Annotated in this window: 26 protein-coding genes; 16 read left to right on the top strand and 10 right to left on the bottom strand. The window is 47.0% G+C overall.

From position 1 onward, the window contains the following. Positions 1–93: 93 nt before the first annotated feature. Positions 94–627 carry a hypothetical protein gene (locus R3P39_RS02160; protein ID WP_336565370.1) on the bottom strand — a complete coding sequence of 178 codons (534 nt, stop codon included), beginning with the start codon at positions 625–627 and terminating at the stop codon, positions 94–96. 988 nt (positions 628–1,615) lie between these two features. Then, the gene (locus R3P39_RS02155; RefSeq protein ID WP_336565369.1) at positions 1,616–2,422 is read right to left on the bottom strand and encodes a sulfite exporter TauE/SafE family protein; all 807 of its coding nucleotides are present in this window, start codon (positions 2,420–2,422) and stop codon (positions 1,616–1,618) included. A gap of 391 nt (positions 2,423–2,813) precedes the next feature. On the opposite strand from R3P39_RS02155, the gene R3P39_RS02150 reads away from it, so the two are divergent. Together R3P39_RS02150 and R3P39_RS02145 are read left to right on the top strand one after the other, a co-directional pair. Next, the gene (locus R3P39_RS02150; protein ID WP_336565368.1) at positions 2,814–3,791 is read left to right on the top strand and encodes a DUF1852 domain-containing protein; all 978 of its coding nucleotides are present in this window, start codon (positions 2,814–2,816) and stop codon (positions 3,789–3,791) included. Between the two features lie 25 nt (positions 3,792–3,816). Then, a complete protein-coding gene (locus R3P39_RS02145) occupies positions 3,817–4,854 on the top strand; it encodes a methionine synthase (RefSeq protein WP_336565367.1) in 1,038 nt (345 codons plus the stop codon). Positions 4,855–4,897: 43 nt separating this feature from the next. Here the strand turns inward: R3P39_RS02145 and R3P39_RS02140 are convergent, their stop codons facing one another. Genes R3P39_RS02140 through R3P39_RS02130 form a run of 3 tightly spaced genes read right to left on the bottom strand, consistent with a single transcriptional unit; the run spans position 4,898 to position 8,021 of the window. After that, complete coding sequence (locus tag R3P39_RS02140) at positions 4,898–5,434, bottom strand: GNAT family N-acetyltransferase (protein ID WP_336565366.1); 537 nt, start codon at positions 5,432–5,434, stop codon at positions 4,898–4,900. A gap of 34 nt (positions 5,435–5,468) precedes the next feature. Then, complete coding sequence (locus R3P39_RS02135; protein WP_336565365.1) at positions 5,469–6,197, bottom strand: 5-oxoprolinase subunit PxpA; 729 nt, start codon at positions 6,195–6,197, stop codon at positions 5,469–5,471. Between the two features lie 9 nt (positions 6,198–6,206). Beyond that, complete coding sequence (locus R3P39_RS02130; RefSeq protein WP_336565364.1) at positions 6,207–8,021, bottom strand: glycoside hydrolase family 3 protein; 1,815 nt, start codon at positions 8,019–8,021, stop codon at positions 6,207–6,209. Between the two features lie 134 nt (positions 8,022–8,155). Between R3P39_RS02130 and R3P39_RS02125 the strand changes: the two genes are divergently transcribed. The 5 genes from R3P39_RS02125 to R3P39_RS02105 all read left to right on the top strand — a co-directional run bounded on the left by R3P39_RS02125 (position 8,156) and on the right by R3P39_RS02105 (position 13,123). Further along, positions 8,156–8,500, top strand: coding sequence for a VOC family protein (locus tag R3P39_RS02125; protein WP_336565363.1), 345 nt, complete (start codon positions 8,156–8,158; stop codon positions 8,498–8,500). An 880-nt stretch (positions 8,501–9,380) separates the two neighbouring features. Continuing rightward, entirely contained in the window at positions 9,381–9,590 is a 210-nt protein-coding gene (locus R3P39_RS02120; protein WP_099029882.1) for a cold-shock protein, read from the top strand. A 266-nt stretch (positions 9,591–9,856) separates the two neighbouring features. Next, positions 9,857–10,417, top strand: coding sequence for a Tll0287-like domain-containing protein (locus tag R3P39_RS02115; protein ID WP_336565361.1), 561 nt, complete (start codon positions 9,857–9,859; stop codon positions 10,415–10,417). Positions 10,418–10,522: 105 nt separating this feature from the next. Continuing rightward, the gene (locus R3P39_RS02110; RefSeq protein WP_336565360.1) at positions 10,523–10,858 is read left to right on the top strand and encodes a zinc ribbon domain-containing protein YjdM; all 336 of its coding nucleotides are present in this window, start codon (positions 10,523–10,525) and stop codon (positions 10,856–10,858) included. Between the two features lie 81 nt (positions 10,859–10,939). Continuing rightward, the gene (locus R3P39_RS02105; RefSeq protein WP_336565359.1) at positions 10,940–13,123 is read left to right on the top strand and encodes a fasciclin domain-containing protein; all 2,184 of its coding nucleotides are present in this window, start codon (positions 10,940–10,942) and stop codon (positions 13,121–13,123) included. A gap of 71 nt (positions 13,124–13,194) precedes the next feature. Here R3P39_RS02105 and R3P39_RS02100 read toward each other — a convergent pair whose 3' ends face one another. After that, entirely contained in the window at positions 13,195–13,848 is a 654-nt protein-coding gene (locus R3P39_RS02100; protein WP_336565358.1) for a substrate-binding periplasmic protein, read from the bottom strand. 90 nt (positions 13,849–13,938) lie between these two features. Next, a complete protein-coding gene (locus R3P39_RS02095) occupies positions 13,939–14,679 on the bottom strand; it encodes a substrate-binding periplasmic protein (protein WP_336565357.1) in 741 nt (246 codons plus the stop codon). Positions 14,680–14,899: 220 nt separating this feature from the next. On the opposite strand from R3P39_RS02095, the gene R3P39_RS02090 reads away from it, so the two are divergent. The 8 genes from R3P39_RS02090 to R3P39_RS02055 all read left to right on the top strand — a co-directional run bounded on the left by R3P39_RS02090 (position 14,900) and on the right by R3P39_RS02055 (position 23,046). Further along, entirely contained in the window at positions 14,900–15,574 is a 675-nt protein-coding gene (locus R3P39_RS02090; protein ID WP_336565610.1) for a GntR family transcriptional regulator, read from the top strand. Between the two features lie 11 nt (positions 15,575–15,585). Further along, positions 15,586–16,464 carry a methylisocitrate lyase gene (gene prpB / locus R3P39_RS02085; protein ID WP_336565356.1) on the top strand — a complete coding sequence of 293 codons (879 nt, stop codon included), beginning with the start codon at positions 15,586–15,588 and terminating at the stop codon, positions 16,462–16,464. Between the two features lie 75 nt (positions 16,465–16,539). Next, positions 16,540–17,661, top strand: a complete 1,122-nt coding sequence (gene prpC / locus R3P39_RS02080) for a bifunctional 2-methylcitrate synthase/citrate synthase (protein WP_336565355.1) — start codon at positions 16,540–16,542, stop codon at positions 17,659–17,661. Between the two features lie 119 nt (positions 17,662–17,780). Further along, entirely contained in the window at positions 17,781–20,375 is a 2,595-nt protein-coding gene (acnD, locus tag R3P39_RS02075; RefSeq protein WP_336565354.1) for a Fe/S-dependent 2-methylisocitrate dehydratase AcnD, read from the top strand. Positions 20,376–20,377: 2 nt separating this feature from the next. Then, entirely contained in the window at positions 20,378–21,553 is a 1,176-nt protein-coding gene (gene prpF / locus R3P39_RS02070) for a 2-methylaconitate cis-trans isomerase PrpF (protein ID WP_336565353.1), read from the top strand. Positions 21,554–21,669: 116 nt separating this feature from the next. Then, entirely contained in the window at positions 21,670–22,266 is a 597-nt protein-coding gene (locus tag R3P39_RS02065; protein WP_336565352.1) for a LysE family translocator, read from the top strand. A 173-nt stretch (positions 22,267–22,439) separates the two neighbouring features. Next, positions 22,440–22,640 (top strand): DUF1289 domain-containing protein, encoded by a 201-nt coding sequence (locus tag R3P39_RS02060; RefSeq protein WP_336565351.1) that lies wholly within the window; start codon positions 22,440–22,442, stop codon positions 22,638–22,640. Then, positions 22,633–23,046 carry a nucleotide triphosphate diphosphatase NUDT15 gene (locus tag R3P39_RS02055; RefSeq protein WP_336565350.1) on the top strand — a complete coding sequence of 138 codons (414 nt, stop codon included), beginning with the start codon at positions 22,633–22,635 and terminating at the stop codon, positions 23,044–23,046. The genes R3P39_RS02060 and R3P39_RS02055 overlap by 8 nt, the downstream gene beginning before the upstream one ends. A gap of 40 nt (positions 23,047–23,086) precedes the next feature. Here the strand turns inward: R3P39_RS02055 and R3P39_RS02050 are convergent, their stop codons facing one another. The 3 genes from R3P39_RS02050 to R3P39_RS02040 are packed head-to-tail and all read right to left on the bottom strand — an operon-like array spanning position 23,087 to position 25,867. After that, positions 23,087–23,896, bottom strand: coding sequence for a heme ABC transporter ATP-binding protein (locus R3P39_RS02050; protein WP_336565349.1), 810 nt, complete (start codon positions 23,894–23,896; stop codon positions 23,087–23,089). 1 nt (position 23,897) lies between these two features. Beyond that, entirely contained in the window at positions 23,898–24,953 is a 1,056-nt protein-coding gene (locus R3P39_RS02045; protein ID WP_336565348.1) for a FecCD family ABC transporter permease, read from the bottom strand. Then, complete coding sequence (locus tag R3P39_RS02040; protein ID WP_336565347.1) at positions 24,953–25,867, bottom strand: heme/hemin ABC transporter substrate-binding protein; 915 nt, start codon at positions 25,865–25,867, stop codon at positions 24,953–24,955. The genes R3P39_RS02045 and R3P39_RS02040 overlap by 1 nt, the downstream gene beginning before the upstream one ends. Positions 25,868–26,026: 159 nt before the next feature. Between R3P39_RS02040 and R3P39_RS02035 the strand changes: the two genes are divergently transcribed. Further along, entirely contained in the window at positions 26,027–26,713 is a 687-nt protein-coding gene (locus R3P39_RS02035) for an energy transducer TonB (protein WP_336565346.1), read from the top strand. The last annotated feature ends 8 nt before the right edge of the window (positions 26,714–26,721 follow it).

Raw genomic sequence — 26,721 nt, 5'->3', positions numbered from 1 at the left:
TCCTTGGGTTCCGTTTTGAAATGTAAACACCAGCAATAAGCAGCGCCCTAAGAAGGGCGTCCGGTGGAGGCCGGAAAGAATTTGATTGTCTTGTTATATGTTTAGGTCCTTACAGTACAGAGCGTATTTTTCGAAGTCATTACGGCTATAGGCACCCTCGGCCAGTGTTAAAGGCTTACCGTTTAGGAAACGCTTGTGATGAATATATGATTCCAACGATTTCCATGCTTTCTCAAAAGCAGGCCCCCACATCTTGGAAAAATGCTCCCGACTAATAAGCCCTGACATCGCCATGTAGGATAACCGTTGCATCACAATGCTGACACGGTACGCTGCATCAACCGTCTCTTTAGACCAAATGACTTCATGGTTTTCGCCCCCTAGCTCTCCGATCGCATAGTCACCTGCATTATGGAGCAATGAAAGATCTGACTTAATCTTTGACATTTCATCCATTGCCCAAAGTAGCAAAGTACTGTCTCTATTCTTAACTTCTTCTTTAATGGTTCGGTAAGCAAAAATTACTGACACGAGTAAGAAAATGTTGATGAAAAGCATCAAGATTGATGTGATTGCCGAAACACCTGACCAATCCAGCGGATTTAATGCTACCTGAACCGACTCCATTTAACCTCTCAACTAGAAATATGCATAATAATTAAGTAGTGCGCAAATCGCGCATTTCTCTACCGTGGTATGGCTCACTTTTCTAATTCACATATTAATACCAAATTTGGTAAACCATTACTAGCTTGAGAAATTATTGCATTGTTACAAGTTGGTCTAAGGACAAAAATACGCAAATCGCTCACTTTTCTGAATATTGGAGAAGGCCAATAACCTAAAAGCTAAAAGGTTTTATTCTAAATCGAAATGGCCGTTTTTCGTTTAGATCAGCCACTCAATTGCGAGCTAAAAGCAGCGCGCTTGCAGCAATTTTACCTCCCTCATCACACCCTCAAGTCAGCAGCCAATTAACTTATTTCGCGCATGGAAGCGCGAAAAAGCATGACAGGGCCAAGGACGGCCCTTACATGCTGGTAACGTTAAAATTGGCTGATTACTTGAGGTTCCTGGTGTGATGTTGGGAGTGCCCTTTCTTTTGCTGACTTTACTTTGGGCAAGCAAAGAAAAGTCAGTTGACGCCCATGGACGGGCGTCGAAACCCGTCACGAGGACAACCAACTGAATACACAGAAGCAAAAAGTGCTGTCATTATTTAATATTTTAAAGCGCTGCCACTAACTCCGTTAAAAGTTTCTTATTTGGCACCACCAAATTGCAAAACTTTTGCCTTGCCTGCATGGACGCAGGTACCTTGGCGGTAGCAGGATGCGGGAGCGGTGTTATTGACAATGTTTAATTGCCTCAGAATCGACCCTTTAATTAAGCAAGCTGGTATTAGTGTGATGCTGGAAGCGTTCTTTCTTTTGCTTACTTTACTTTGGGCAAGCATCGATAAGTCAGTTGACGCCCATGGACGGACGTCGAAACCCGTCACGAGGACGACTATACCAACACTCATAAGAGGAAAAGAACTATGGCACTACAAGTTGTTTGAGTTCAAAATTTCAACACAAAAAGTTCAAAACTAAAACTCCGTTAAGCATAGCTACTAATAAACCAACAACTTCATCGCCATAACAACCAACAAAAGCGCAAACACTTTTTTAATAGTGGCCACCGGTAAATATTGGGTTGCTTTGGCCCCAAGTGGGGCGGTAAACCAAGAGGTACACACAATCCCAAGCAGTGCTGGTAAGTAAACAAACCCAGCAAAGCCATGGTTAAGCGCCAAATCTTGGCTACCCGTGCTGATATAACCTATTGAGCCAAATAACGCGATAACAATGCCGCTTGCCGAGGCACAACCAATGGCTTTTTTAATATCAACAGAAAAGAAAGTCAGCAGTGGCACCAGCAAAGCACCGCCACCAATGCCAATCACCGCAGACACACTTCCGGTAACACCACTGAGTAGCATCAACACCCCTTTATTAGGTAAAGGGTGCGTCTGTTTAGGTTGGTTGCTGCCAAATGCCATTTTTACTGCAATCAAAAGTACACTGGCAACGAATATAATGCTAACCACCTCGGCATCAAGCAGTGGCGCGAAAAAGCCACTGAGTGTGGCGCCAACCGCTACGCCAACCATAATCCAAGGGGCAATATGCCACGGCACATTATTATTGCGATGGTGCGCTTTGGCCGCTGCAGTGGAGGTAAATAAAATTGAAGCCAAAGAGGTGGCAATAGCAACAATCACCACTTGCTCTGCCGGCAGCACCGCAAAGTAGAGTAAAATACTGCTCAGCATAGGCACAATAACTAGCCCGCCGCCAATGCCCAGCAGGCCTGCTAAAAAACCAACCACGGCGCCAAGTACAGCGCAGCTCAACAACAGTAGGATCAGCTCAGTCATATTATTCTTATTTAAATTAATTAAATATCAGTCAGTTATACTGATATTTTGATTGCAAAGGTGCTCACCAGTATAACAATTGCGGTCATAATAAGGGCTGATATTTCCTCATCTTGAATATGAATAAAACTATATTTGGACTTTTAGAGTTCTAAATGTCTGGGTGTTTATTTGTGTTTTGGGGAGGTTTTGCTGATGAGCGTTAGCACCGCTCTGTTTATATGAATCGCCCTCATAGTAGGGGTGAAATTAAAGCGTTTTTTTTCTCTAACTGGAACACGTATAACTACTGCATCTCATCACTTTCGAGGCAAGGGTAACACCGCCAGAAGTGATATTGCATGCTGGGTTGTTTGCCAGCAACCGTGATTCATTATGACAGGGAAAAACCATGACGACAGAATTTACCTTTAATATTAAAAAGCTTAAGCTCGATGAGAATTACGAGCCGTCGAACAACACCCGAATTACCACCAATTTTGCTAATTTGGCCCGTGGTGAGCGCCGCCAACAAAACTTACGCAACGCCTTACAGATGGTGAATAATCGTTTCAACGCCTTGGCTAACTGGGATAACCCCAAAGGGGAACGCTACACCGTTGAGTTGGAGATTGTGTCTGTGGATATCGCCATTGCAGGCAGCGAGCAGGCGTTTCCTTCCATAGAAGTTTTGAAAACCAATATCCTTGACCATAAAACCAATGAGCGCATCGCTGGTATTGTGGGCAATAACTTTTCTTCGTATGTTCGTGACTATGATTTTAGCGTGGTACTACGGGAATATAATAAAGACAAATCGAACTTTAGTGTGCCCAGTAACTTTGGCGAACTCCATGGCAAACTGTTTAAGTGCTTTATTGAGTCAGATAGTTACAAGCAGCACTTCGACAAGCCACCAGTGATTTGCCTGAGCGTTTCTGACAACAAAACCTATCAACGTACTGAAAACCAACACCCAATTTTGGGCTTTGAGTATCAGCCCAACGAGTCTTCGCTTACCGAGCAGTACTTTAAAAAGATGGGGCTGCAAGTGCGTTATTTTATGCCGCCAAACAGTGTGGCGCCATTGGCATTTTATTTCTTTGGTGATTTGCTGAACGACTACACCAACTTGGAGCTGATCAGCACCATTAGCACCATGGAAACCTTTCAAAAGATTTATCGGCCAGAGATCTATAACGCTAATGCGGTGGCAGGGCGTCGTTATCGACCCAACTTACAAAACCCAGATCATTCCTTGACGCAAATTGTCTATGACCGCGAAGAGCGTAGCCAATTGGCCGTGGCACAAGGGAAATTTGCCGAAGAGCACTTTATTAAGCCGTACCAAAGAGTACTCGAGCAGTGGTCGCAAAACTACGCGTTATAACCAGTAAAACAAAGGAGATCATGGAATGAAACAGCTATTACCCACTTCAACGGCGGGCAGCTTGCCAAAACCGAGTTGGCTGGCGCAGCCTCAGGTGCTTTGGTCACCTTGGAAATTACACGGCCAGGAGCTGGTGGATGGCAAACATGACGCATTACGGCTAGCCTTGCATGAGCAGCAGCTAGCCGGGATTGATATTGTCAGCGATGGCGAGCAAACCCGTCAGCACTTTGTGACCACGTTTATTGAACACCTCAGTGGTGTCGACTTTGCAAAGCGGCAAACGGTGACCATCCGCGACCGTTATGAGGCCAGCGTGCCATCGGTGGTGGGCCCAGTTTCACGGCAACAGCCGGTATTTGTGGAAGATGCCAAAGTGCTGCGCCAGCAAACCAACCAGCCAATTAAATGGGCGCTGCCGGGGCCGATGACCATGATAGATACGCTCTATGACGATCATTATAAAAGCCGTGAAAAACTGGCGTGGGAATTTGCCAAAATCCTCAATCAAGAGGCCAAAGAGCTGGAAGCGGCAGGAGTGGATATTATTCAGTTCGATGAGCCAGCCTTTAATGTCTTTTTTGATGAGGTCAATGACTGGGGCATTGCAGCGCTAGAGCGAGCCATTGACGGATTGCAATGTGAAACGGCGGTACACATTTGCTATGGCTATGGCATTAAAGCCAACACCGATTGGAAAAAAACCTTAGGCGCGCAGTGGCGACAATATGAGCAAGTATTGCCGAAGTTGCAGCAGTCGAATATCGACATTATTTCATTGGAGTGCCACAACTCGCGGGTGCCCATTGAGCTACTTGAGCTGGTTCGGGGTAAAAAAGTCATGGTAGGGGCCATTGATGTGGCAACCGAGAGCATTGAAACGCCAGAACAAGTGGCCGCAACCTTGCGCCAAGCATTGCAATACGTTGATGCTGATAAGCTCTACCCATGCACCAATTGTGGTATGGCACCACTGGCACGGGATATTGCTCAAGGAAAATTGCAGGCATTAAGCGCAGGCGCTGAGCTAGTGCGCCAAGAGTTATTGGCAAAAGCCAGCTAATACTATCCACGAAGCTGGCGTTTGTAAGTACATATAGGTGTGGTTATTCGTTATTAAACAATGCGAACTTTTCATCATTAACCCATTGCTCTGCAATGCGAAAATTGTGTTTTAGTACCCCTTCGAGCTCAAACCCCAGCTTTTTGAGTAACCCGTGCGAAGGGGCATTGCCTTGGGTCACTGTGGCGACCAGCTTATGGTAATGACAGTGGGCAAAAGCAAAATCAATAACCGCTTGGCTGGCCTCGAAGGCATAACCTTGGCCTTGAAAGGCTGGGTCGAGCATAAAGCCGAGCTCAGCTTGCTGGTAGGGCGACCAGTGACTGAAAAAGCCATGAAAGCCAATGGCTGTGTCACTCGCTTGCTCGATGATAGTAAAAGTTAGCCACTGCGACGTTTCTTTATGCCAAGGTTGCTGTGGGCTAACTATTCGGGCGTGAAATTTTTCGCCGAGCGTTTTTTCGTCGGGTATATCGCCGATATAGGCCATAACAGCAGGGTCTTGATGCAGCTGTTGCCACAATGGCCAATCGGATCCCTGAAGTGGCCTTAATACCAGCCTAGGTGTGGTGAGTTGCATCCTTGTCTCCTACTGTTATCGTAACAAAGGTTAGTTACTGACTTAGTTCGTTTTTTATCTCTTTCACTAACGCAATGCTGGCCTCGTTGTCGCCATGAACACACAGGGTATCCGCACGCAAAGGCAGTGTCTGTCCTGAGCTGGTGGTGACACTGCCTTGTTGATGCAGTTGCTTAACCTGAGCCAATAATGCGGTTTTATTATGAACGGCATTGGGCTCTGTGCGTGGGGTTAATAAGCCTTCATCGGTGTAAAGTCGATCTGCAAAGGCTTCAAAGATCAAATTAACGCCATGTTGCTGGGCGAGCTGTTGATGGTGTTGCTGCGCTTTGGTGGCCAGTATCATCAACTTGAGCTCACTGGGATAGTCTGCCACCGCTTTAATCACAGTACTCAACAGCACCTCAGATTTCATCATATCGTTATACAATGCGCCATGGGGTTTGACGTAACTGAGCGTGAGCCCTTGCACTTTGGCCATGCCTTCGATGGCGGCAATTTGATAGTGCAGAGCATGGCGCAGCTCGTTTTCACTCAGTGTCATTGAGCGACGGCCAAATCCTTGACGGTCTGGGTAACTTGGGTGGGCGCCGAGCATCACTTGGTGTTGCTTAACTAATGTCAGTGTTTTTGCCATCACATCTGGGTCGCCAGCGTGAAAACCGCAAGCCACGTTGGCCATGTCAATATGGGGCATAACTTGGTCATCCAGCCCCATTTGCCATGGGCCAAAACTTTCACCTAAATCGCAATTCAATAACATCTGTTGATCCTAGTTCTGTTCGGGTTGTTGGTGCTCTGGCAGCGTTACGGTTACCGGTAAATGGCCTTGCGCCTTCGCCTGCCCCAGCAATACTTTTGCCAAGGCAGTATACGCCGGGCCACTTACTTGCTCGCCAGCGACCACATCGACATTATACGCATAACTGGCTAACACCGCGTCAACCAGAGGAGAAAACTCGGTGATTTCATAAGGCGCACGTAAACTAATAAAGACCTGAGGCTTACCCAGCTTTGCACCCACCTCAAGTAAAGATTTCAACGCTTCGGGCTGCTCATTGCGGGCAACACCATGCTCACGTAACTTTTTCACGTCGTCCATGCCGCCAATTTCAACGGCACTTTGCGGTGGCGAAGCATGGCCAGCAATCACCACTTCGGCATTGGCGATTTGCGTGGCTGCAAGCACTGGATCGTAACCTTGTAAACTACTGCATGTGATGTTCATTGGTGAGCGAGAAACTTGCTGCAGCGCTTGCGTTAATGCCATGCATTTTTGTCTGTCTGGCATGATCAGATGGAGTGATTTTAAGGTCGCTGGCAGTGGCAACAATTGCTGGTTTTTCACTTCGGTAATGGCGGCTAATGCCAACTCGGCTTCTAAACGGCGATGTTTAGGGTTGCCAAGAGTCGATTGCGCAATGGTGGCCGAGGGAACTGAGTTGGGCAGCTTACTCTTTAGCATGGTAATGCGTGAGAACGAGCGCTGTATGTCATTGCTGTCTAAGTGTTGCTCTGCAGCGTTTTTAAGCGCAGTCATAAAGTCGTCAAATTGCGCTATGTCATCGGGTGTTCTAATTGCCATTGGCATTAAGGCGATATCTACCCCAGCTTGAAAAGTAGTAATGGTGGCATCCAGCGGGGAGAAAAAGTCACTGATCCCAGCCATGTCGAGGGCGTCGGTGATGGTAACGCTTTGGTATTCTAGTTCATCGCGTAGCAGCGTCGTCATGATTTTGTGAGACATGGTAGCGGGCTTTATCATGCGCTCGCCTTGAGAGTTGACCACTTCGCTGGCATCGAGTGCGGGATACTGTATGTGTGCTGTCATGATCATGCCAGGTGCGCTGCTGGTAATGATCTCTTTGAACGGCAGCAAGTCTTGTTGGTCTATTTCTGCGCGGCTGTGGTCGACGCGAGGCAGGCCGGTATGGCTATCAACATGGGTGTCACCATGGCCAGGGAAGTGTTTTAGTGCCGCAATCACCCCATGTTGCTCAAAGGCGCTAACCTGAGCGGCGCCAAGCTCGGCAACCATCTTGGGGTTTTCTGAAAAAGAGCGGACATTGATCACCGGATTGTGGGGGTTGCTATTCACGTCTACCGTCGGCGCAAAGTTTACGTTTATGCCCAGACTATTGAGCTCGGTGGCGATGGCTGTGGCTACCGCTGTGGCGTATTTATCACCATGCTTGGGGTAGGTTGCACCTATGCTCATATTGCCAGTAAACGAAGTCGCTTGGGCGCGATTAATACGAGCAACACGGCCTCCTTCTTGGTCAATGGCAATAAGCAAAGGGAGGCCACTGGCACTTTGTGCAGCTGCGGCTTGAAGTTCCTTGGTCAGTGAAACAATTTGCGCCGTGTCTTGCACGTTCTCGGAAAACAGAATAATTCCGCCGATGTCGTGTTTAGCTATGAGTTGATGCAACTCTGGTGGCAATTGCGTAAGTGGAGTGCGGCAGGCTGAGCTTGAGCCCTTAGGGCAATAATAACGCAGGTCAAGCATTAGCTTTTGCCCTAGCATTGATGCTGGGCTTATTGACTCGCGATTCGGTGCAGCTTGAGCTGAAGCGGAAAAACTCATGGTGATAACCATCCCTAATATGGTAAAAAACGATAATAAACGCACAATCAGTCACTAACGCTGAACAAACTGGGCTACACTTTAGCACCGAATACGATGTAAACTCAAAATAGCCGAGTAAAAGGAAGTCAATTATGCATCATAAAATCAACTATCTAGAAATGGCAGCAAGCAATCTTGAAGCCACTCAAGCCTTCTTCGAGCAAGTCTTTGATTGGCAATTTCAATCTTATGGGCCCGATTACATTGCATTCAGTAATGCCGGTCTCGATGGCGGCTTTTTTAGAGCCGATGTTCACTCTGAGCAGCAAACTTGTGGCGCTTTAGTGGTGCTTTACAGCAAAGAGCTAGAAGCCACACAGGCTCAAGTTGAGCAAGCCGGCGGACGGGTAAACAAAGCCATTTTTAGTTTTCCTGGTGGCCGACGCTTTCACTTTATTGAACCCAGTGGTAACGAGTTTGCGGTATGGTCTGAATAGGGAGAATACCAACTCGCATTAATACTTGCTCAATTTGAGGGAGTAAATTTGACGCTAACTGCGTTAAAAACTTCTAATTTAGAACAACTAAATCGCAAAGTTTTTGCCTTGTTATCGGCAAAATTTTCTTGCCTCAAATAGACCACTTAATTAAGCGAATTGGTGTAAAACCCCTTTACAAGCTGTGAGCTGTGTTCAAGCCTTGCTTAAAAAGCGACCTTTAGTTGTTCATTGATTTACCGCAGCAACATATATTAGTACCTAGGCTAGTTTAAGTGGCCATTTGGGAGCGCGACTCAATAGCGCTAGTCGATAAATAGCTTACAGGTTAGTTGAGTACAGTTACACAGAGGTCCAAGAACATTCGGGCTTAGAAGTGACTACCCTTAATAATTAGCGTTTAGCGGTTAAATCCTCAATTTCCTGTTGGTATTTGTACGACACCAGTGCAGTATTATTAGGGCAAATTAATTGCCAATAGGCACTAAATTTTCCTGAGAGTTGCTTTACCTTGGTTATTAAAGGTGCCACTTTAGGCTTTAGTTAAGCACCTCTGGCATAGGCTGAGCATAATTAAATAATACAAAAAACATCAAATTATCAATTTATTATCGCTAGATTTAAGGTTGTCATTAACAAGTCATATTGATGGTTAAAAATGTATTGACTTAGGGAGGAATCCCTATATGATGTTCATAGACAGAATTTGGGTCAGTGTTTAAAAATCTCCATTACGTTGTTGTATAAGTGTTTGCTTGTAGTAGTACCGTCCTGAAGTTTTATCCACTCTACAAATTTAGGTCTATGCGCCCACATGGGCATAGCTCATCAATGCACATTGATAGCATTGATTTTTTGTTTTTATATCAGGATTAGTATTATGTCTAGCACTCTTACAGGTACCGTTAAGTGGTTTAACGAGTCTAAAGGTTTTGGTTTCATCGCTCAAGAAAATGGCCCTGACGTGTTCGCACACTTCAGCGCAATCAAAGGTGACGGTTTCCGTACACTTGCTGAAGGCGAGAGAGTAGAATTCACAGTAACTGATGGCCAGAAAGGTCCTCAGGCTGAGAACATCGTTAAGCTTTAATCGCTTAAACGACTGACAAAAAGCAAGCTTAGGCTTGCTTTTTTTGTGCCTGAAATTTGCTCCTTCTTATGAATAAGTTGGTAAGCACACCTCCTCGACCATCCGCATATCTATCGCCCACGTTGTTACGCTGGTTTGGCAACACACCGCCAATGCTTAGTCTTTATTGATTTATAACAAATTAGCTGAAGATTGACAGACTTTAACATTGTCATATTCTGAGTCTGTTCTATTATATTAGGAAATTCTAATATAAAGGTGTCAAGATGAGTAAATTGATTTCTTATATGGCGTTATTAAGTGCTGCACTAGCCTCGGTTGCAGTGGCTGCAGCAGACGAAGAAAAGCTAGTGGTTCAAGCTCAAAATAAGGTGCAGGCATTTTCTGGCCAATTAAAGTCTGAGCTCAGTACTGCGATTAAAGCGGGTGGCTTAGTTAACGGCATCAAAGTATGCCAGCAACGTGCTCCGGTGATTGCCGCCTCACTCTCTATAGACGGCTGGCAAGTAGCCAGAAAGAGCAATAAAAATCGCAACCCTAAAAACGTTCCCGATAGCTGGGAGCTGCAGCAATTACAGCATTACTTGGCGATGAACGCTGACAATCAACCCCTAGCTGGACAACATACCAGCACCACTTCATCAAGCACTTTTCGTTACACGAGTCCGATAATGGCAGGCCCATTATGCTTGTCGTGTCATGGCGAGACCATTGCGCCAGAAGTGAAACAGGCCTTAGCGCATTATTACCCCAATGACTTAGCAACAGGGTATCGACTCGGCGAGCTGAGGGGTATCTTTTCACTCACTAAACAATTGCAAAAGTGAGTCTCTACCAACCGCAAACAGCATTGTTTGTCTCACTTAGTGGCGGTTGTGGTAAGAAAGGTTTATTATACCCCTTTTACTACAACCAAAACTGGAATATCGCTTATGTCTTTACCACCGTGCCCAAAATGTAGCTCAGAGTATGTCTATGAAGATCAAAATCAACTGATCTGCCCTGAATGTGCATACGAGTGGGATCCTAATGCCATCGATGAAGAAGATGCAATTCAAGTAAAAGATGCTAACGGCACACTTTTGGCAGACGGCGATAAAGTGACGGTAGCAAAAGATTTGAAAATTAAAGGCAGTTCTCAGGTCATTAAAATTGGCACTAAGGCCTTGGTGCGCCGCGTGTTAGATAAAAAAGATCATGAGCTAGACTGTAAAGTGGATGGCGTTGGCGAAATGATGGTCACGGCGAAGTTTGTTAAAAAAGCTTAAATTTGCTTTTTTATAATCGTTGATCTTTGTTTAAAAAATCTCCGTATTGCTGGATGATTAACCCAGTAAACGGAGATTATCGTGAACAAAATAGTAACAATAACCATGCTCAGCGCAACATTGTTATTAAGTGCTTGCTCTGATGACGACGACCACACAGTTACCCCACCTACGCCACCGCCAGTGGTTGAAGAAACGTCAATTTACGATGCGGCGAAAGCGGCTGGTAGCTTTAACACTCTGGTAGCAGCATTAGAAGCAACAGGCCTCGATGCTACCTTAGACGATACAGGTTCAAGCTTCACTGTATTTGCTCCAACAGATGACGCCTTTGCACTATTAGGCGAAGACACCATCAACGGTTTACTTGCCGACCCCGATACCTTAAGCAACATTTTGACTTACCATGTTATTGGTTCAGAAGTGAACGCAGAAGCAGCCATTGCTGCTGCAGGGCAAACCGTTGAAACCGTCAATGGCGCAAACATCGCTTTATCTCTCAATAGTGATTCGCTGTTGGTGAATACCGCAACCGTTACGCAAACCGATATCACCACTGACAATGGCATCATTCACGTTATTGACGCGGTGCTCATGCCACCACAAGAGGCCACTGGTGATATGACTATTGCCGAGGTGGCTGCATCTGCCGGTAACTTTGATACCTTGTTACAAGCGGCTGGAGTGGCAGGGTTAAGCGGCGCTTTGTCGGGAAGTGATGATTTGACTGTCTTTGCACCAACCGATGCTGCTTTTGCAGCGCTTGGTCAAGACACCATCAATACCTTGCTTGCTAACCCCAATGTCCTCGGCGACATCCTTAAGCAACACATTGTCAGTGGCAAAGTGGATGCCGTTACCGCGATGTCATTAAATGGTCAAAATGCGCAAACATTGTTAGGAAATTCGTTACCTATCACTATTGACTCGGAAACAGATCAGCTAAAATTTGCTGGCGTCACCGTAACACAAACTGACATTGCTGCGGCAAACGGCATTATTCATGTGATTGATGCGGTGATTGTTGATGAGGTGACTGTGCCTGAGTCTAAAGGGTTAATTCCGGCCGTGGCGGCGCAAGCTGGCAGCTTTACCACCTTACTAAGCCTAGTCACTGAAACCGGTTTAGATTCGGTGTTGGCCGATCCGACCACGCAGTTTACCGTATTTGCGCCTACAGATGCAGCGTTTGCGGCGTTAGGCCAAGAAACCCTAACCGCCTTGGCAGGCGACCCCGACAAGCTAAAAGATATCTTACTTTATCATGTGATTGCAGGCCAAAGCGTGATGTCTGATGCGGCCGCGAGTGTCGCCAGTTCAAGCGAAAATTCCGTCACCATGGCTAATCAGGATAGCAGTGTACTGAGCATGGTCGATAGTAAATTGTTCATTAACGATGCCGTGATCCGCAGCGCTAATGTTGAAGCTGATAATGGGGTGATCCATGTGCTAGACAAGGTTATCATGCCGCCCACTGAGAAAGTGGCTACTGAAAACACCATCGTTGATGCTGCCGTGGCTAGAGAAGACTTATCGACTTTAGTAAGTGCGCTGCAAGCCGCCGATTTAGTTGATACCCTAGCCAATACCGAGGCACAGTTCACTGTGTTTGCTCCCACGAACGCTGCGTTTAACAAGATCCCCTCTGCAACCTTGTCAGGGCTCCTTGCTGACAGCGACGCCTTAACGCAAGTATTAACACAACATGTGTTGCCACTAGAGGCAAGCAGTGCCACCGCATTTTCCTTAAATGGTAAAAAAGCCACAACGGTGGCTGGTAATCAGTTAGATATAAACGTCTATGACTTTGCCGCAACCAGCAATACCGCTGCAGATGCCATTGCTTATAACAGCGAACAGCAACGTCTAGTTGCCGGGAATGGTTTAGAGCAAGCGGGCCGTACGCTGTATGTGTTTGATAACGACTTAACCTTTGCTCAAAGCCAATGTAATGATGCCTGTGCACAAACGTGGCCGCCAGTCATCGCCACTGCAGAGCAAATTGAAAATATCGCCGGTCTGTCTTTAATGGCGCGTGCCGATGGCAGCATGCAGGCCGCTTATCTTGGCAGACCTTTATACACTTACAGTGGTGACAGCCAAGCGGGTGATGCCATGGGACAGGGGGTCAACGACGTCTGGTGGCAAGTGAGCTTACCAACTTCAGGTTTGCAAGTGGAAGGCAGTAATGTCACCCAAACAGACATTTACACTGTAAATGGCGTGATCCACTTAATTGATACCGTGATCACTGCGGTAGATTAAGCACTTCAGTTACAACTATTTTCTTTCTCATCCACAAAAGCACAGTTCACCCTGTGCTTTTTTTATCGCTTTTAAAGCTCTAGCACGTTTTTATATTCAGGGGTGCTTGCCACTTGCTCAAAAGCTTTACGAAGCTCTACGATAACGGCCTCGGGTAGCTGTTTATTAGCAGCCAAATAGCCTTTTACCGTGAGCTGCTCAATGTCATAAATAAATGCAAAGTGCTCATCTGGCAAGTTAAGAGCCTCTGCCATATTGGTGACGTAACGCGGATCATCAATCACTAAATCGACGCGGTTTGCCACCAGCAACTCATAAGATTTTTGAATATCACTGGTTTCTATAAAATTGAAGCCTAGTGCTTTGAGCGTGCCTGCAGCGACGTCACCGCGCTGCACTGCAACCTTATATTGCTTGGCATCCGCTAAACTTTTAATCTGAATGTCTGAGCGGTAGCGGTTAGACACAAAACCTAAGTGAAACACGGCAACAGCGCCAATCCAATGAAATAAATCCTCTCTTTCTGGTGTTTTCGCCATGCTGTAAATCAGTCCGTTTGGCTGCTTTAAGGTTGAGTTATATGCCCGAGCCCACGGGTACATAGTGAATTCGCCAGTCAGCTTAGCGCGCTGTAAAATTTGCTTTACTAATGCCGTACTGGTCCCAGCTACTTGGTTGTTGTGTAGGGTTTGGTTGGGCGGTGAAAGTTCGGTGAATATGTGCAATTGAGCGTATGCTGACTGACTCAGCAATATAAATAAGCAAACTAGTAGCCAACTACAGAAAGAGAAACAGTTTTTCATAAAGCTCGGACATCAATGGCTTAACCTATACTTAGAATAGATGGCTTTTACGGTTCCGTCATTAACCATTTGTCTAAGTGCTTTATTCATGGTTTGTTGTAATTGCGTAAGTTTTGGCTGCAAGCGCATGTGAACAGGTAAACGACTAATTTCATAGCACTCCTTAAAACCTCGGTAAGCCTCTTGATTGGCAATGTAAAAATCTGCGGTCACATCGCCAATCATAATATAGTCGAGACGTTGGTATGCCAGTTGCGCTAGTAGTTCTTTTTCAGAGATATTTTCGTAAACAACTATTCCACTGCTACTCAAATGAGCATCAAAATCGCCATAACTGTAACCTCTGACTTTACCAACCAAAGCACCGTAAAAATCTTCAGGGGCGGCATTCACCGGGCACGAGTTGGCCCGCCCTAAAATCACTTCTCGGCTGAATGCATAACTAATTGAATAAATACCGGGAACTTCGGCATCTTGGCGCCACAGCGGGTTGATCCCAGGTTCAATATCCACTTTGCCCTGGTCAAAGAAGCGGCTGCCTCGAGCGACAGACAAAGGCATAAAGGTAAACTGATGACCTGTGCGTTGAGCCAGTTCGGCAAAAATGTCGACAAATAATCCCGTTTCTTTTCCTTGCTGCAAGTAGTAGTAAGGAGGGTTGGCACCGTGATACACCAACACTTGATACTCTTTCGCACTTAGCGGCGAAAGGGTCAATGCCATGATGGTGGCTATTAGTGCAAATAGTCTCATTCAGGCCTTAAATAGCAACGGGTAGTTCAATACTATGCCTAAATATACTCGACTGCAAAAGTTAAGATCGATTTAGGGCAGAATTGTGTGATTACCATAAATATGATGAATACTGTCTATTGGTATTATTGTCGACAATGTTGCGATTTTGAGGTTGACGCATACGTAAAGCAGCACTATATTGTCTAGCACTTAAAGCATTATAATAGACTAACTGATGATGAGCTTTTTTGACGAACAAGCCGTTACCTCCTCTGATAAAGCCTTCTTTCGACTACGCAAAGAGATAGTGGAAGGAGAGATCGCGGCAGGGTCTAAGCTCAGTGAAATGGAATTGTCGACAAAGTATGAGGTCAGTCGTGCCGTGGTGCGGGAGGCCATCAACCGTTTAGAGTCGTGCCATTTAGTCGAGCGCAAAGCCAATGTCGGTGCCAGAGTGGTTACTCTGACCCCTGAGGGGCTACTGGAGCTGTATCAGATCAGAGAAGCACTAGAAGGCATGGCGGCCAGGTTGGCGGCACAGCACATGAGCGACGGCGAAGTGGCGGATTTAGAGCAGCTGCTGTCGAGCCAGTTTGATGAGGTAAAGAACCAGCACTCGTATTACCAAGAAGCGGGTGATTTAGATTTTCATTACCGCATTATCTTAGGTAGCAAAAACGCCAGTTTGATATCGATGTTGGTGAACGGCCTTTATCACCTTGTGCGCATGTATCGAGTGCAATTAGGCATGGCAGGGCCCAGAGTTACTACCGCCTTTGATGAGCATAAACACATTGTGCGCGCCATCAGTAATCGCGACCCAGAGTTGGCCGAGATCCTAATGCGTCGACATATCCAATATTCTAAAAATAACATCGCAGCCAAGTTAGCAAGCAATCAATCACACTTTTAAGAGAGAACATCATGAGCGCAGGAAAAAAATTTCGTGAGGCACTAAAAGCCAATCAACCATTACAAATAGTCGGCACTATTAACGCTTACAGCGCGATTATGGCCAAGAAAATTGGTCACCAAGCCATTTACTTATCGGGTGGCGGTGTTGCTAACGCTTCTTATGGCTTACCTGACTTAGGCATGACGTCGTTAAATGACGTGATTGCCGATGTCGATCGCATAACCTCAGCGTGTGATCTACCTTTAATGGTGGATATCGATACCGGTTGGGGTGGGGCATTTAATATTGCTAAAACCATCCGTGATATGGAAAAAGCCGGTGCTGCGGCGGTTCATATGGAAGACCAAGTGGCACAAAAGCGTTGTGGCCACCGCCCTAATAAAGAAATCGTATCCACAGCAGAAATGGTCGATCGCATTAAAGCAGCTGTCGATGCCCGCACCGATCCAGACTTTTTCATCATGGCCAGAACCGACTCCTTTGCGCAAGAGGGCTTGGAAGCCGCTATCGCTCGTGCTAAAGCCTATGTGGAAGCTGGTGCTGACGGCATTTTCGCAGAAGCGGTGCAAACCGAAGAACACTATCGTGCGTTCAGTGAAGCGCTCGATGTGCCAATTTTGGCTAATATTACTGAGTTTGGTAAAACCGAGCTTTGGAACAAAAGCGAGCTGGGTGAGTGGGGCGTAGATATGGTGCTGTATCCATTAAGTGCCTTCAGAGCCATGAACAAAGCAGCAGAGCTGGTATATCAATCAATTTTACAAAATGGCGACCAAAAAGCCGTGATCGATACCATGCAAACCCGCATGGACTTGTACGATTACCTTGGCTATCACGAGTATGAACAAAAGCTAGATGCCTTATTCGCCGAAGGCAAAAATAAGTAAAAAATTCAACTCGCTGGCAGCGTCAGCGAGATAAAAATTAATCCTCAGCAGGTAAAAAATTCAGGAGACAACAAAATGGCTAAAGTACTAAGTGGCGCAGGCCTTCGTGGTCAAGTAGCAGGTAAAACCGCATTATCAACAGTAGGTAAATCAGGCTCAGGTCTGACGTACCGCGGCTACGACGTCAAGGATCTGGCTGAACACTGTCAGTTTGAAGAAGTGGCTTACCTTATCTTAAAAGGTAAGTTGCCTAACCAAGCAGAGCTAGACAACTATAAAAGTGAATTAAAAGCAATGCGTGGTTTGCCATTAGCACTACGCGAAGTACTCGAGCGCATTCCAGCAGACGCGCACCCAATGGATGTATTACGTACCGGTTGTTCTATGCTAGGTAACCTTGAGGGCGAGGAAAGCTTTGAGCAACAAGGGAAAGTAACAGATCGCATGTTAGCCAGCTTCCCAAGTATTATTTGTTATTGGTATCGCTTTAGCCACGATGGCGTGCGCATTGATGTGGAAACGGACGACGAGTCTATTGGTGCTCACTTCCTACACTTGCTACACGGCAAAAAGCCAAGTGAACTGCATGAACGGGTAATGCATGTGTCTTTGATTCTATATGCTGAGCATGAGTTTAATGCGTCTACCTTCACTGCTCGTGTGTGTGCTTCTACGCTTTCTGATATGCATTCTTGTATTACCGGTGCCATTGGCTCGCTACGTGGCCCACTTCATGGTGGGGCTAACGAAGCCGCCATGGAAATGATTGAGCGGTTTGAGTCTGCTGATCATGCCGAGCAAGAAATGATGGGGATGCTAGAGCGAAAAGAGAAAATCATGGGCTTTGGTCACGCTATTTATGCCGATTCGGATCCGCGTAACGAAATCATCAAAAAGTGGTCAGAAAAGCTTGCCGAAGACGTGGGCGACACTGTGTTATATCCAGTATCAGTGCGCTGTGAAGAAGTTATGTGGCGTGAGAAAAAGCTATTCTGTAATGCCGACTTCTTCCATGCATCGGCTTATAACTTTATGAACATTCCAACCAAACTGTTTACTCCTATCTTTGTGATGTCACGCCTTACTGGCTGGGCTGCGCATGTGATGGAGCAACGTGCCGATAACCGTATTATCCGTCCGTCGGCTGAATACACAGGGGAAGAGTTACGTCCAGTACCAGCCATTACTGAACGTTAATCTTGACCAAGGCACTGGGCTTGTTGCTCAGTGCCAACTGGCTTTACACCTTTAAGTCAGCCGCAGCCTAAATGGCTTGCACACCGTCTTCTCCTTGTCACCGATTATTGGAAGTTGTTATGAATACTGAATTCCGCAAACGCCTACCTGATTCTGAGCTGTGTTATTACGACACCAAAGCCGCTGTAGAAGCAATTAAACCAGGTAGCTACGAAACCTTACCTTACACTTCACGTGTTTTAGCAGAAAACTTAGTGCGTCGCGCAGAGCCAGAAAAGCTCAACGACTACTTGACGCAAATTATTGAGCGTCGCCGCGATCTGGACTTTCCTTGGTTCCCAGCTCGGGTAGTGTGTCATGATATTTTAGGGCAAACAGCGTTGGTTGATTTAGCTGGCCTCCGCGATGCCATCGCTGAAAAAGGTGGCGATCCGGCAAAAGTGAACCCGGTAGTCCCTACCCAGTTAATTGTTGACCACAGTCTTGCTGTTGAACACGCCGGTTATGAAAAAGACGCGTTTGAGAAAAACCGGGCCATTGAAGACCGTCGTAATGATGACCGCTTCCACTTTATTAATTGGACCAAAACCGCCTTTAAAAATGTCGATGTTATCCCTCCGGGCAATGGCATTTTGCACCAAATTAACCTAGAAAAAATGTCTCCGGTGATTCAAGCCCGCGACGGTGTGGCGTTCCCAGACACATTGGTGGGCACCGATAGCCACACGCCGCACGTTGATGCCTTAGGTGTTATTGCGGTAGGCGTTGGCGGCCTCGAGGCCGAGAGCGTAATGCTCGGCCGAGCTTCCTACATGCGACTGCCGGATATTGTCGGAGTTGAAATTGTCGGTAAGCGTCAACCTGGGATCACCGCCACAGACATCGTATTGGCAATCACCGAGTTCTTGCGTAAAGAGCGAGTGGTATCAAGTTACCTAGAATTCTTTGGTGAAGGCACCAAGGACTTAAATTTAGGTGACCGAGCAACCATTTCCAATATGACGCCAGAATACGGCGCCACAGCGGCGATGTTCTACATTGATGAACAAACCATTGATTACTTAAAACTCACTGGCCGTGACGATGAGCAAGTGAAGTTGGTGGAACAATACGCTAAGCACACAGGGCTATGGGCAGACTCACTTGAAAAAGTGCAGTATGAGCGAGTATTAAAGTTCGATTTATCCACGGTTACTCGTAATATCGCTGGGCCATCTAACCCCCACCGTCGAGTGGCCACCAGCGATCTAGAAAACCAAGGTATTGCTAGAGAAATTGCAGAGCCGGAAGATGGCCTGATGCCAGATGGCGCGGTGATCATTGCCGCCATTACCAGTTGTACTAACACCAGTAACCCACGTAACGTGGTGGCTGCCGGTTTGCTTGCTCGTAACGCCAATAAGCTGGGTTTAACCCGCAAACCTTGGGTGAAAACCTCGTTTGCGCCAGGCTCAAAAGCGGTGCGTTCTTACATGGAAGAAGCACAATTACTGCCTGAATTAGAAGCCCTAGGTTTTGGTGTCGTGGCGTTCGCTTGTACTACTTGTAACGGCATGAGTGGTTCGCTTGACCCGAAAATTCAACAAGAGTTGATTGACCGTGACCTCTATTCAACTGCTGTGCTGTCTGGTAACCGTAACTTTGACGGTCGTATTCACCCGTACGCTAAACAAGCTTTCTTAGCATCACCGCCATTGGTAGTAGCTTATGCCATTGCCGGTACTGTGCGCTTTGATATTGAAAACGGCGTACTGGGCAGAGACCAACAAGGCAACCCAGTGACCTTAAAGGATCTGTGGCCAAGTGATGAAGAAATTGATGCGGTGATCAAAGAAAGCGTCAAGCCCGAACAGTTCCGCGCAGTGTACGAGCCCATGTTTGATTTAAGCGTAGATTATGGCGAAGACAATGATCCACTGTACCAGTGGCGTCCTATGAGTACCTATATTCGCCGTCCTCCTTATTGGGAAGGTGCCTTAGCGAGTGAGCGCACCATGAAAGGCATGCGCCCATTGGCTATTCTTGGAGATAACATCACCACCGATCACTTGTCACCATCGAATGCCATTATGGCAGACAGTGCTGCTGGTGAATACTTGGCGAAAATGGGCTTGCCTGAAGAAGACTTTAACTCTTACGCCACCCACCGAGGCGATCACTTAACGGCTCAGCGCGCGACCTTTGCTAACCCCAAAATTCTCAATGAAATGGTGGTCGAAAACGGCGAAGTGGTGCAGGGCTCTCTGGCACGTTTAGAGCCAGAAGGCAAAGTGATGCGGATGTGGGAAACCATCGAAACTTACATGGAGCGCAAACAGCCGCTAATTATTGTTGCCGGTGCCGACTATGGCCAAGGGTCATCTCGTGACTGGGCGGCCAAAGGGGTGCGTTTAGCTGGGGTTGAAGTGATTGTGGCGGAAGGGTTTGAGCGTATTCACCGTACTAACTTAATTGGTATGGGCGTGTTACCGCTGGAGTTTGAAGCGGGCACAACCCGTAAAACTCTCGGCTTAGATGGTACTGAAACCTATGATGTTGAAGGCGAACCGGCACCGGGTGCAACACTTACACTCATCGTTAACCGTAAAAATGGAGAACGTGTTGAAGTACCGGTTATCTGTCGCCTAGATACGTTCGAAGAAGTGTCTATTTACTCTGCAGGTGGTGTGTTACAGCGCTTTGCCCAAGACTTCTTGGAAGCAGAAGGCGTATAAGCATGAGTGAGTTTAAACCACAACTAAAAATTCCCGCCACCTACATGCGTGGCGGCACCTCCAAAGGGGTGTTTTTTAATCTGGCGGATTTACCGGAGTTTGCTCAAGTCCCTGGTGAAGCACGAGATGCATTGCTGCTGCGAGTTATAGGCAGTCCCGACCCGTATGGCAAACACACGGACGGTATGGGGGGAGCGACCTCGAGCACCAGTAAAACAGTTATTTTATCTAAAAGTGACAGCGCCGATCATGACGTCGATTACTTGTTTGGCCAAGTTGCCATTGATAAACCCTTTATTGATTGGAGCGGCAACTGCGGCAACCTCACTGCGGCTGTTGGCGCTTTCGCCATCAGTAACGGTTTGGTAGACGCCGATAAAGTGCCAGACAATGGCATTGCTGTGGTCAACATCTGGCAAGCCAACATTGGCAAAACCATTGTTGCCCATGTGCCCATGAACAATGGCGAAGTACAAGAAACCGGTGATTTTGAACTTGATGGGGTTACTTTTCCGGCCGCCGAGGTGGTGGTTGAGTTTATGGATCCAAGCGATCCTGATGTCGACATGTTCCCTTCGGGGAACTTGGTAGACACTCTCACTGTGCCCGATGAGGGCACTTTTGAGGTTACCATGATAAGTGCTGGGATCCCCACCTTATTTTTCCGAGCCGATGACTTAGGTTATGACGGTACGGAATTACAAGAGGCGATTAATGGCGATCCGGCAGCATTGGCGCGATTTGAAAAGATTCGTGCTTATGGCGCCGTTAAAATGGGCTTAATTGAGCATATTGATGAAGCCAAGATGCGGCAGCATACGCCAAAAATCGCGTTTGTGTCGCCGCCGAAGGCATACACCTCGTCGAGTGGCAAAGCCATTGGCGCTGAGACCATTGACTTGAATGTTCGCGCCTTGTCCATGGGTAAGCTGCACCATGCCATGATGGGGACCGCTGCTGTTGCCATTGCCACGGCGGCAGCGATTCCTGGCACCTTAGTGAATGAGGCTGCAGGTGGCGGCAATCTCACTAGCGTGACCTTTGGCCATCCCTCTGGTACCTTAAAAGTCGGCGCCGAAGCGCTGCAGCAGTCTGGTCGTTGGCAAGCTAAAAAGGCGATCATGAGCCGCAGTGCGCGGGTACTGATGGAAGGACAAGTCAGAGTACCACAAGCCTAGATAAACTTATCTTCACAGCCCTGATCTGTTCAGGGCTGCTATTAATCTCGCCCCATGCACCACCAGAATAAATAAACTCATTGACTCAGCAGAGCACTTGTTAAAGGAAATAAGCGATGACAGAAGCACTTTTTACTATTGCCTTCACTACCTTGGTACTGCTGGGGTCACCTGGCCCTGCGCCATTGGCTTTAGCTGCAACGGGCGCGGCCCAAGGGTTTAAACGTGGCTTGCCATTTTTATGCGGTATCTTAGCTGGGCTCCTAGTTGCAATAATACTGGCTGCCTCTGGTGTGGCCACCTTGCTGGTGGAGCAGCCGCAAATCAGTAGAGGATTAAAATGGGCTGCGGCAGCGTATCTGCTCTATGTTGCCTACAAAATTGCCAGTAATAAATCGGCACTGGACAGCAAAGTGCAGTCACTTCTGCGTTTTTATGACGGGTTTCTACTTAACTTGCTCAACCCCAAGGCCTATGCTGCCTGTATTGCAATATTTGCCAGCACTACTGTGCCTGTAACTTCAAACCTCACAGCCATCTTATTAGCGGCCAGTGTCTGTTACTCCGTAGCGGTATTGGTCGACGTGTGTTGGTTGGCTTTAGGAGGCGTGATGTTTAAAACCATAACCAATGTTAAGACGCTATCGGCGATACGACTCGTCTTTGCTTTGTCGTTAGTGGCACTTGTTGTGCTGGGGTTAGGGTTCGTTTGATAACTCACACTATCCATTAATAAGTATCGAATGACTTAAGGGTATTTTGTAATAGGGAACAACTATTTGGGGTCTGCAATAGTTAACTCACCTGTAATTAGCTCATTGCCTTGAGTAACAAAGAGGCCAACTGCTAATATAAATACGATTAGGCATTTAGAGCAAAGTGAGCAATGACAGTGTCGAGTACCACTACAGAGTCGCCTTGTATCCGCAAATGCTGCTTGGACGATAACGACATTTGCCTAGGTTGTTTCCGGACATTAGAGCAGATCACAGGCTGGACGAGTTTTACTGATAAACAAAAGCGTGATGTATTGCAAAACTGTGAACAAAAGCGGCAACAAATAAAATTGGCGCAAAGCGATGAATGAAGCAGTACGAGTGGGCGTCGCGGTGGTAATTATCCGCGAGCAAAAGATTTTATTAGGTGAGCGAATTGGTGCCCATGGGGCCAATACTTGGGCCACTCCTGGCGGGCATCTAGAATTTGGTGAAGAAATTGCGGAGTGCGCCAAGCGAGAAGTGCAAGAAGAAACTGGGCTGACAGTGACAGAAGTAACGCGGTTAGGGTTTAGTAACGACATTTTTGCTGCGGAGAATAAGCACTACATTACACTGTTTGTCGCCGCTAAAGTCGCAAGCGGCGAGGCGCAAGTGCTCGAACCAAACAAGTGTTTGCATTGGCGCTGGTTTGATTTAGCGCAGTTACCGCAGCCGTTATTTTTATCCTTAGCAAATTTCTTAGCCAAGGATAAAACGCTTTTGCAACAGCTCTAAACCTAAAGCCCTATCTTTACTGTTCATAGCCAGTGTGAACCTAGGGTTGGGCGGCACGCAAGTCGAAGCTTTTTGCCACCCCTAACGCGGGCAGAAAGTCACCCACCTGAGTGAGCTCGGCATCAATGCCATAGGTGTGTTTCAGTTGTTGCTTAGCAAGCACGGCATCGGGCGTACCGGACGCAACTAGCTCACCTTGTTGGAGCAAGTAAACGGTGTCGGCAAAACTGGCAGCCAATGCTAAGTCATGGACCACGGCAACCACGCCAGCTCCCTGTTTGGCGATGTCTTTAGCGAGTGCCATCACTTGGTATTGATGAAATAAGTCTAAACTTGCCGTAGGCTCATCAATCATTAAATAACAAGGTTGTTGTTGTTCTAAGGTTGGTAATAACTGACACAACACCCGCGCAAACTGCACTCTTTGTTTTTCTCCGCCTGATAATTGCGTAAAGCTACGCTTGGTCAGGTGGGCAACCGATAATGTCTCTAGCGCTTGCAGTGAGAACTGTTTTAGCCGTGTAGGCGAGATTTGATGTTGGTGAACATAATGAGACATATCCACGATTTCTTGCACGCTAAAGGGAAATTCACAGTCGTATTGTTGAGTCAGTACGGCGCGAATACGAGATAGTTGTTGAGCGCTATACTGCAATATGGGTTTGTCATGATAACGTACCTCGCCTGCTTGCAAACTAACGTCACCGCAAAGGGCCTTTAATAAGGTCGATTTCCCCGCGCCGTTTGGTCCAAGCACCACCGCCAGCTCCCCAGGCGACAAGCTGAAGTCAACCTCATTAAGAAGCTTTTTGGCTCCCACAGCAACCGTTAATTGTTTTGCACTTAGCATATTACAGCTCCTTTATTCGGTAGGTTTTCAGCAGCATAATTAAGAAAAACGGGCCGCCCAAAGCACTGGTAATGAGCCCAATCGGCAGCTCAGAGGGTAAGATAAGCGTGCGTGCCATCAAATCGGCTAAACATAACAATATCGCGCCACCTAGCATGGAGGCTGGCAGTAAGTAGCGGTGATCGGGGCCGATGAGTAAGCGCACAATGTGGGGCACGATGAAGCCCACAAAACCAATGATCCCGGTTAAGGCCACAGCCGCTCCGGTGCATAAGGCGGTAAACACAAACACCTGTTTTTTTAAACTGACCACGTTTACGCCAAGGTGCTTAGCTTGTTGCTCACCCAATAGATACAGGTTTAACGGTTGCGCTAAACGGCTAAAGCCAATGCAGCAAGCCAACATCAATACTAACGATGGCAGCATCATCATAAAGCTGTTACCAGCAAGCGAGCCCATGCTCCAAAAAGTTAAATCGCGTAACTGCTCATCGCTGCTGATCAGGGTTAAAATACCGATTACAGCGCCGACAATGGCATTCACTGCAATGCCTGCTAATAATAAACTGACAATGGTGAAGCGGTTTCCTTGACTCGATAGGCGATAGATAATGCTGCAAATGGCAAGGCAGCCTAAAAACGCCCCAATCGGCACGGCATAGATACCATAATAAGCCGAGAAATCACTGAGCAAGGTGCTGCCCAGCACTATGGTACTGATAGCACCAAGCGCGGCACCACTGGAAATACCAATGAGTCCAGGGTCGGCCAGCGGGTTGCGAAAAATTGCCTGCATCGCGGCGCCGCATGCCCCAAGGCCTGCACCGACCACGAGTGCCAGCACTAATCGTGGCAATCTAATTTGCCAGATCACGGCCTGCTCCAAACTGTTTGTTTGAGAAGAAAATAAAATCGTGACTAGGCGCTCTAACGAGATATCCACCCCACCGATGGCTAAGGCTAAAAAGCTAACGCCGAGCACTGCAACCGCTAAGCCCAGCAACATCCATTTGCGCGCCACATCAGGCGACAATAACGATTGATTTAGCGCCAGCATTACAGCGACTCACTGGCTTTTGAAGAGCTGGCAAAGCGAAAACCATAACCGCTCGGTAGTTGTGCCTCTGGGTGCAGTAAAGTAGCTAGCTCCACCACTGCTTGTGGCGTGCGTGGACTCATGCTTAATAAGTACACGCCATCCAGTACTATCACCTGATCGTTTTTCACCGCATTGGAAAATTGAAAATGGGGAACTTGGCTCAAGTCTGGTGTGCTATCTTCGCCGTGGCGACCCATGCTAATAATCACATCAGGGTTCATGGCAATGGCAGCTTCTGTAGACAAAGGCTTCCAGTTGTTAAAGTGGTTGGCGGCGATATTAATGCCTCCTGCGGCAGTAATGACTTCGTCTGCGGATGTGCCTTTGCCAGCCACTATGGGTTGGCCGCCGCGCAAACTTAATACAAATAACACCTTAGGCTGGTGTTCAACTTGCTTGAGCACATGGCTTAATGCCTGGCGGTCTGCTTGGATAGTCTCAATCAAAGTTTGACCTTTTTCGCTGACACCCAGTAGCTCTGCCACTTTGGCAATTTTTTCTTCCACCCCAGCTAAATTATCATTATCACTAAAAATATGACTGTTTAACCCGGTTTGTTGCAGTTGCTTAACGACTTTTTCTGGGCCGGTATCAGCCTCACCTAATAACAAATCTGGGTTCAGTGACAACACGCCTTCGACATTAATTTTTCTAACGTAACCAATTTGCGGCTTTTTGGTGGCTGCGAGAGGAAAAATACTGGTGCTATCGACACCGGCAATGCGCTGTTGTTCACCTAACGCATAGATGATCTCTGTAATAGAACCACCGGCAACCACCACTCTTTGTGGCGCAGGATCCGCTTTAACGGACTGCATAGAAGTAAGCAGTAATACAGCAATAGTGAATAAATGACGAATTTGAACTTTCATAAGGATCTCAAACTTGTTAGTATTTGTTGCGAATAGTAACAGTTATCATTTATGTTTATCAATATGAAAGTGCTTATTTGTTTTGTTGTTTCCCTCGCTTTTCACGCTGCATGGTGGCTTTATCCCAGTGCTGAGCCATTGCGATGGCAAGGCGGGGAGGTGGCACATAAGCAAGCTGACACCGTACAGTCATTGGCTATTGCTTTTACAACACCAGTGATTAAGCAAGAGACTCAGCCTGTACCTGAGCCGCAAGTAGAGGCACGCTCTAGTAAGGCAAAAAAAGAATTGCCAGCGAGCAGTGAGTTTAACAACAGTAAAGCTAAGCTGAAAACGACGAAACCTCAGCCGCCAGTGCCTGAACCCGCAACCGCAGTGGCAAAAACCACAGCAAAACCAACACACACCCCTGAGCCTAAAAAAATGGTTCAACACCAGGTGCAAGAAAAAGAGCCGCCAACCACCCAAAATACCGAGGAAACATTAAAGCACACAGACGCAGACGCCACGCAGTTGGCCACGGCAAAACAGCTAAACCAGCAAAATAGTGTCAGCAATACTCCGGTGCGTCTCGATGAGCTGCCTTTATTTAAGTCGCCAAGGCCACCACTGAGCTACCCACTTAGAGCGAAGCGGCGTGGTTTAGAAGGGATCAGTGTGTTTGAAATTGAACTCAATACCCAAGGCGAAATTGTCCAGCTAACGCTGCTAAAAAGCAGTGGCTACGACAGCCTAGACCGTGCTGCCAAAGAAAATGTTAAACAGTGGCAGTTTCATCCGGTAAAACAAAATGGCCACGCGGTTAAAGCCCAGTTCACTGTGCCAATCGAATTCAAATTAACCTAAGTAAGAGA

Origin of the sequence: Pseudoalteromonas sp. UG3-2 (genome assembly GCF_037120705.1) — a bacterium.
In the GTDB taxonomy this organism is placed as follows: domain Bacteria; phylum Pseudomonadota; class Gammaproteobacteria; order Enterobacterales; family Alteromonadaceae; genus Pseudoalteromonas.
Note: the sequence above shows the minus strand (reverse complement) of the source record. Positions and strands in the feature narration are given on the sequence as shown.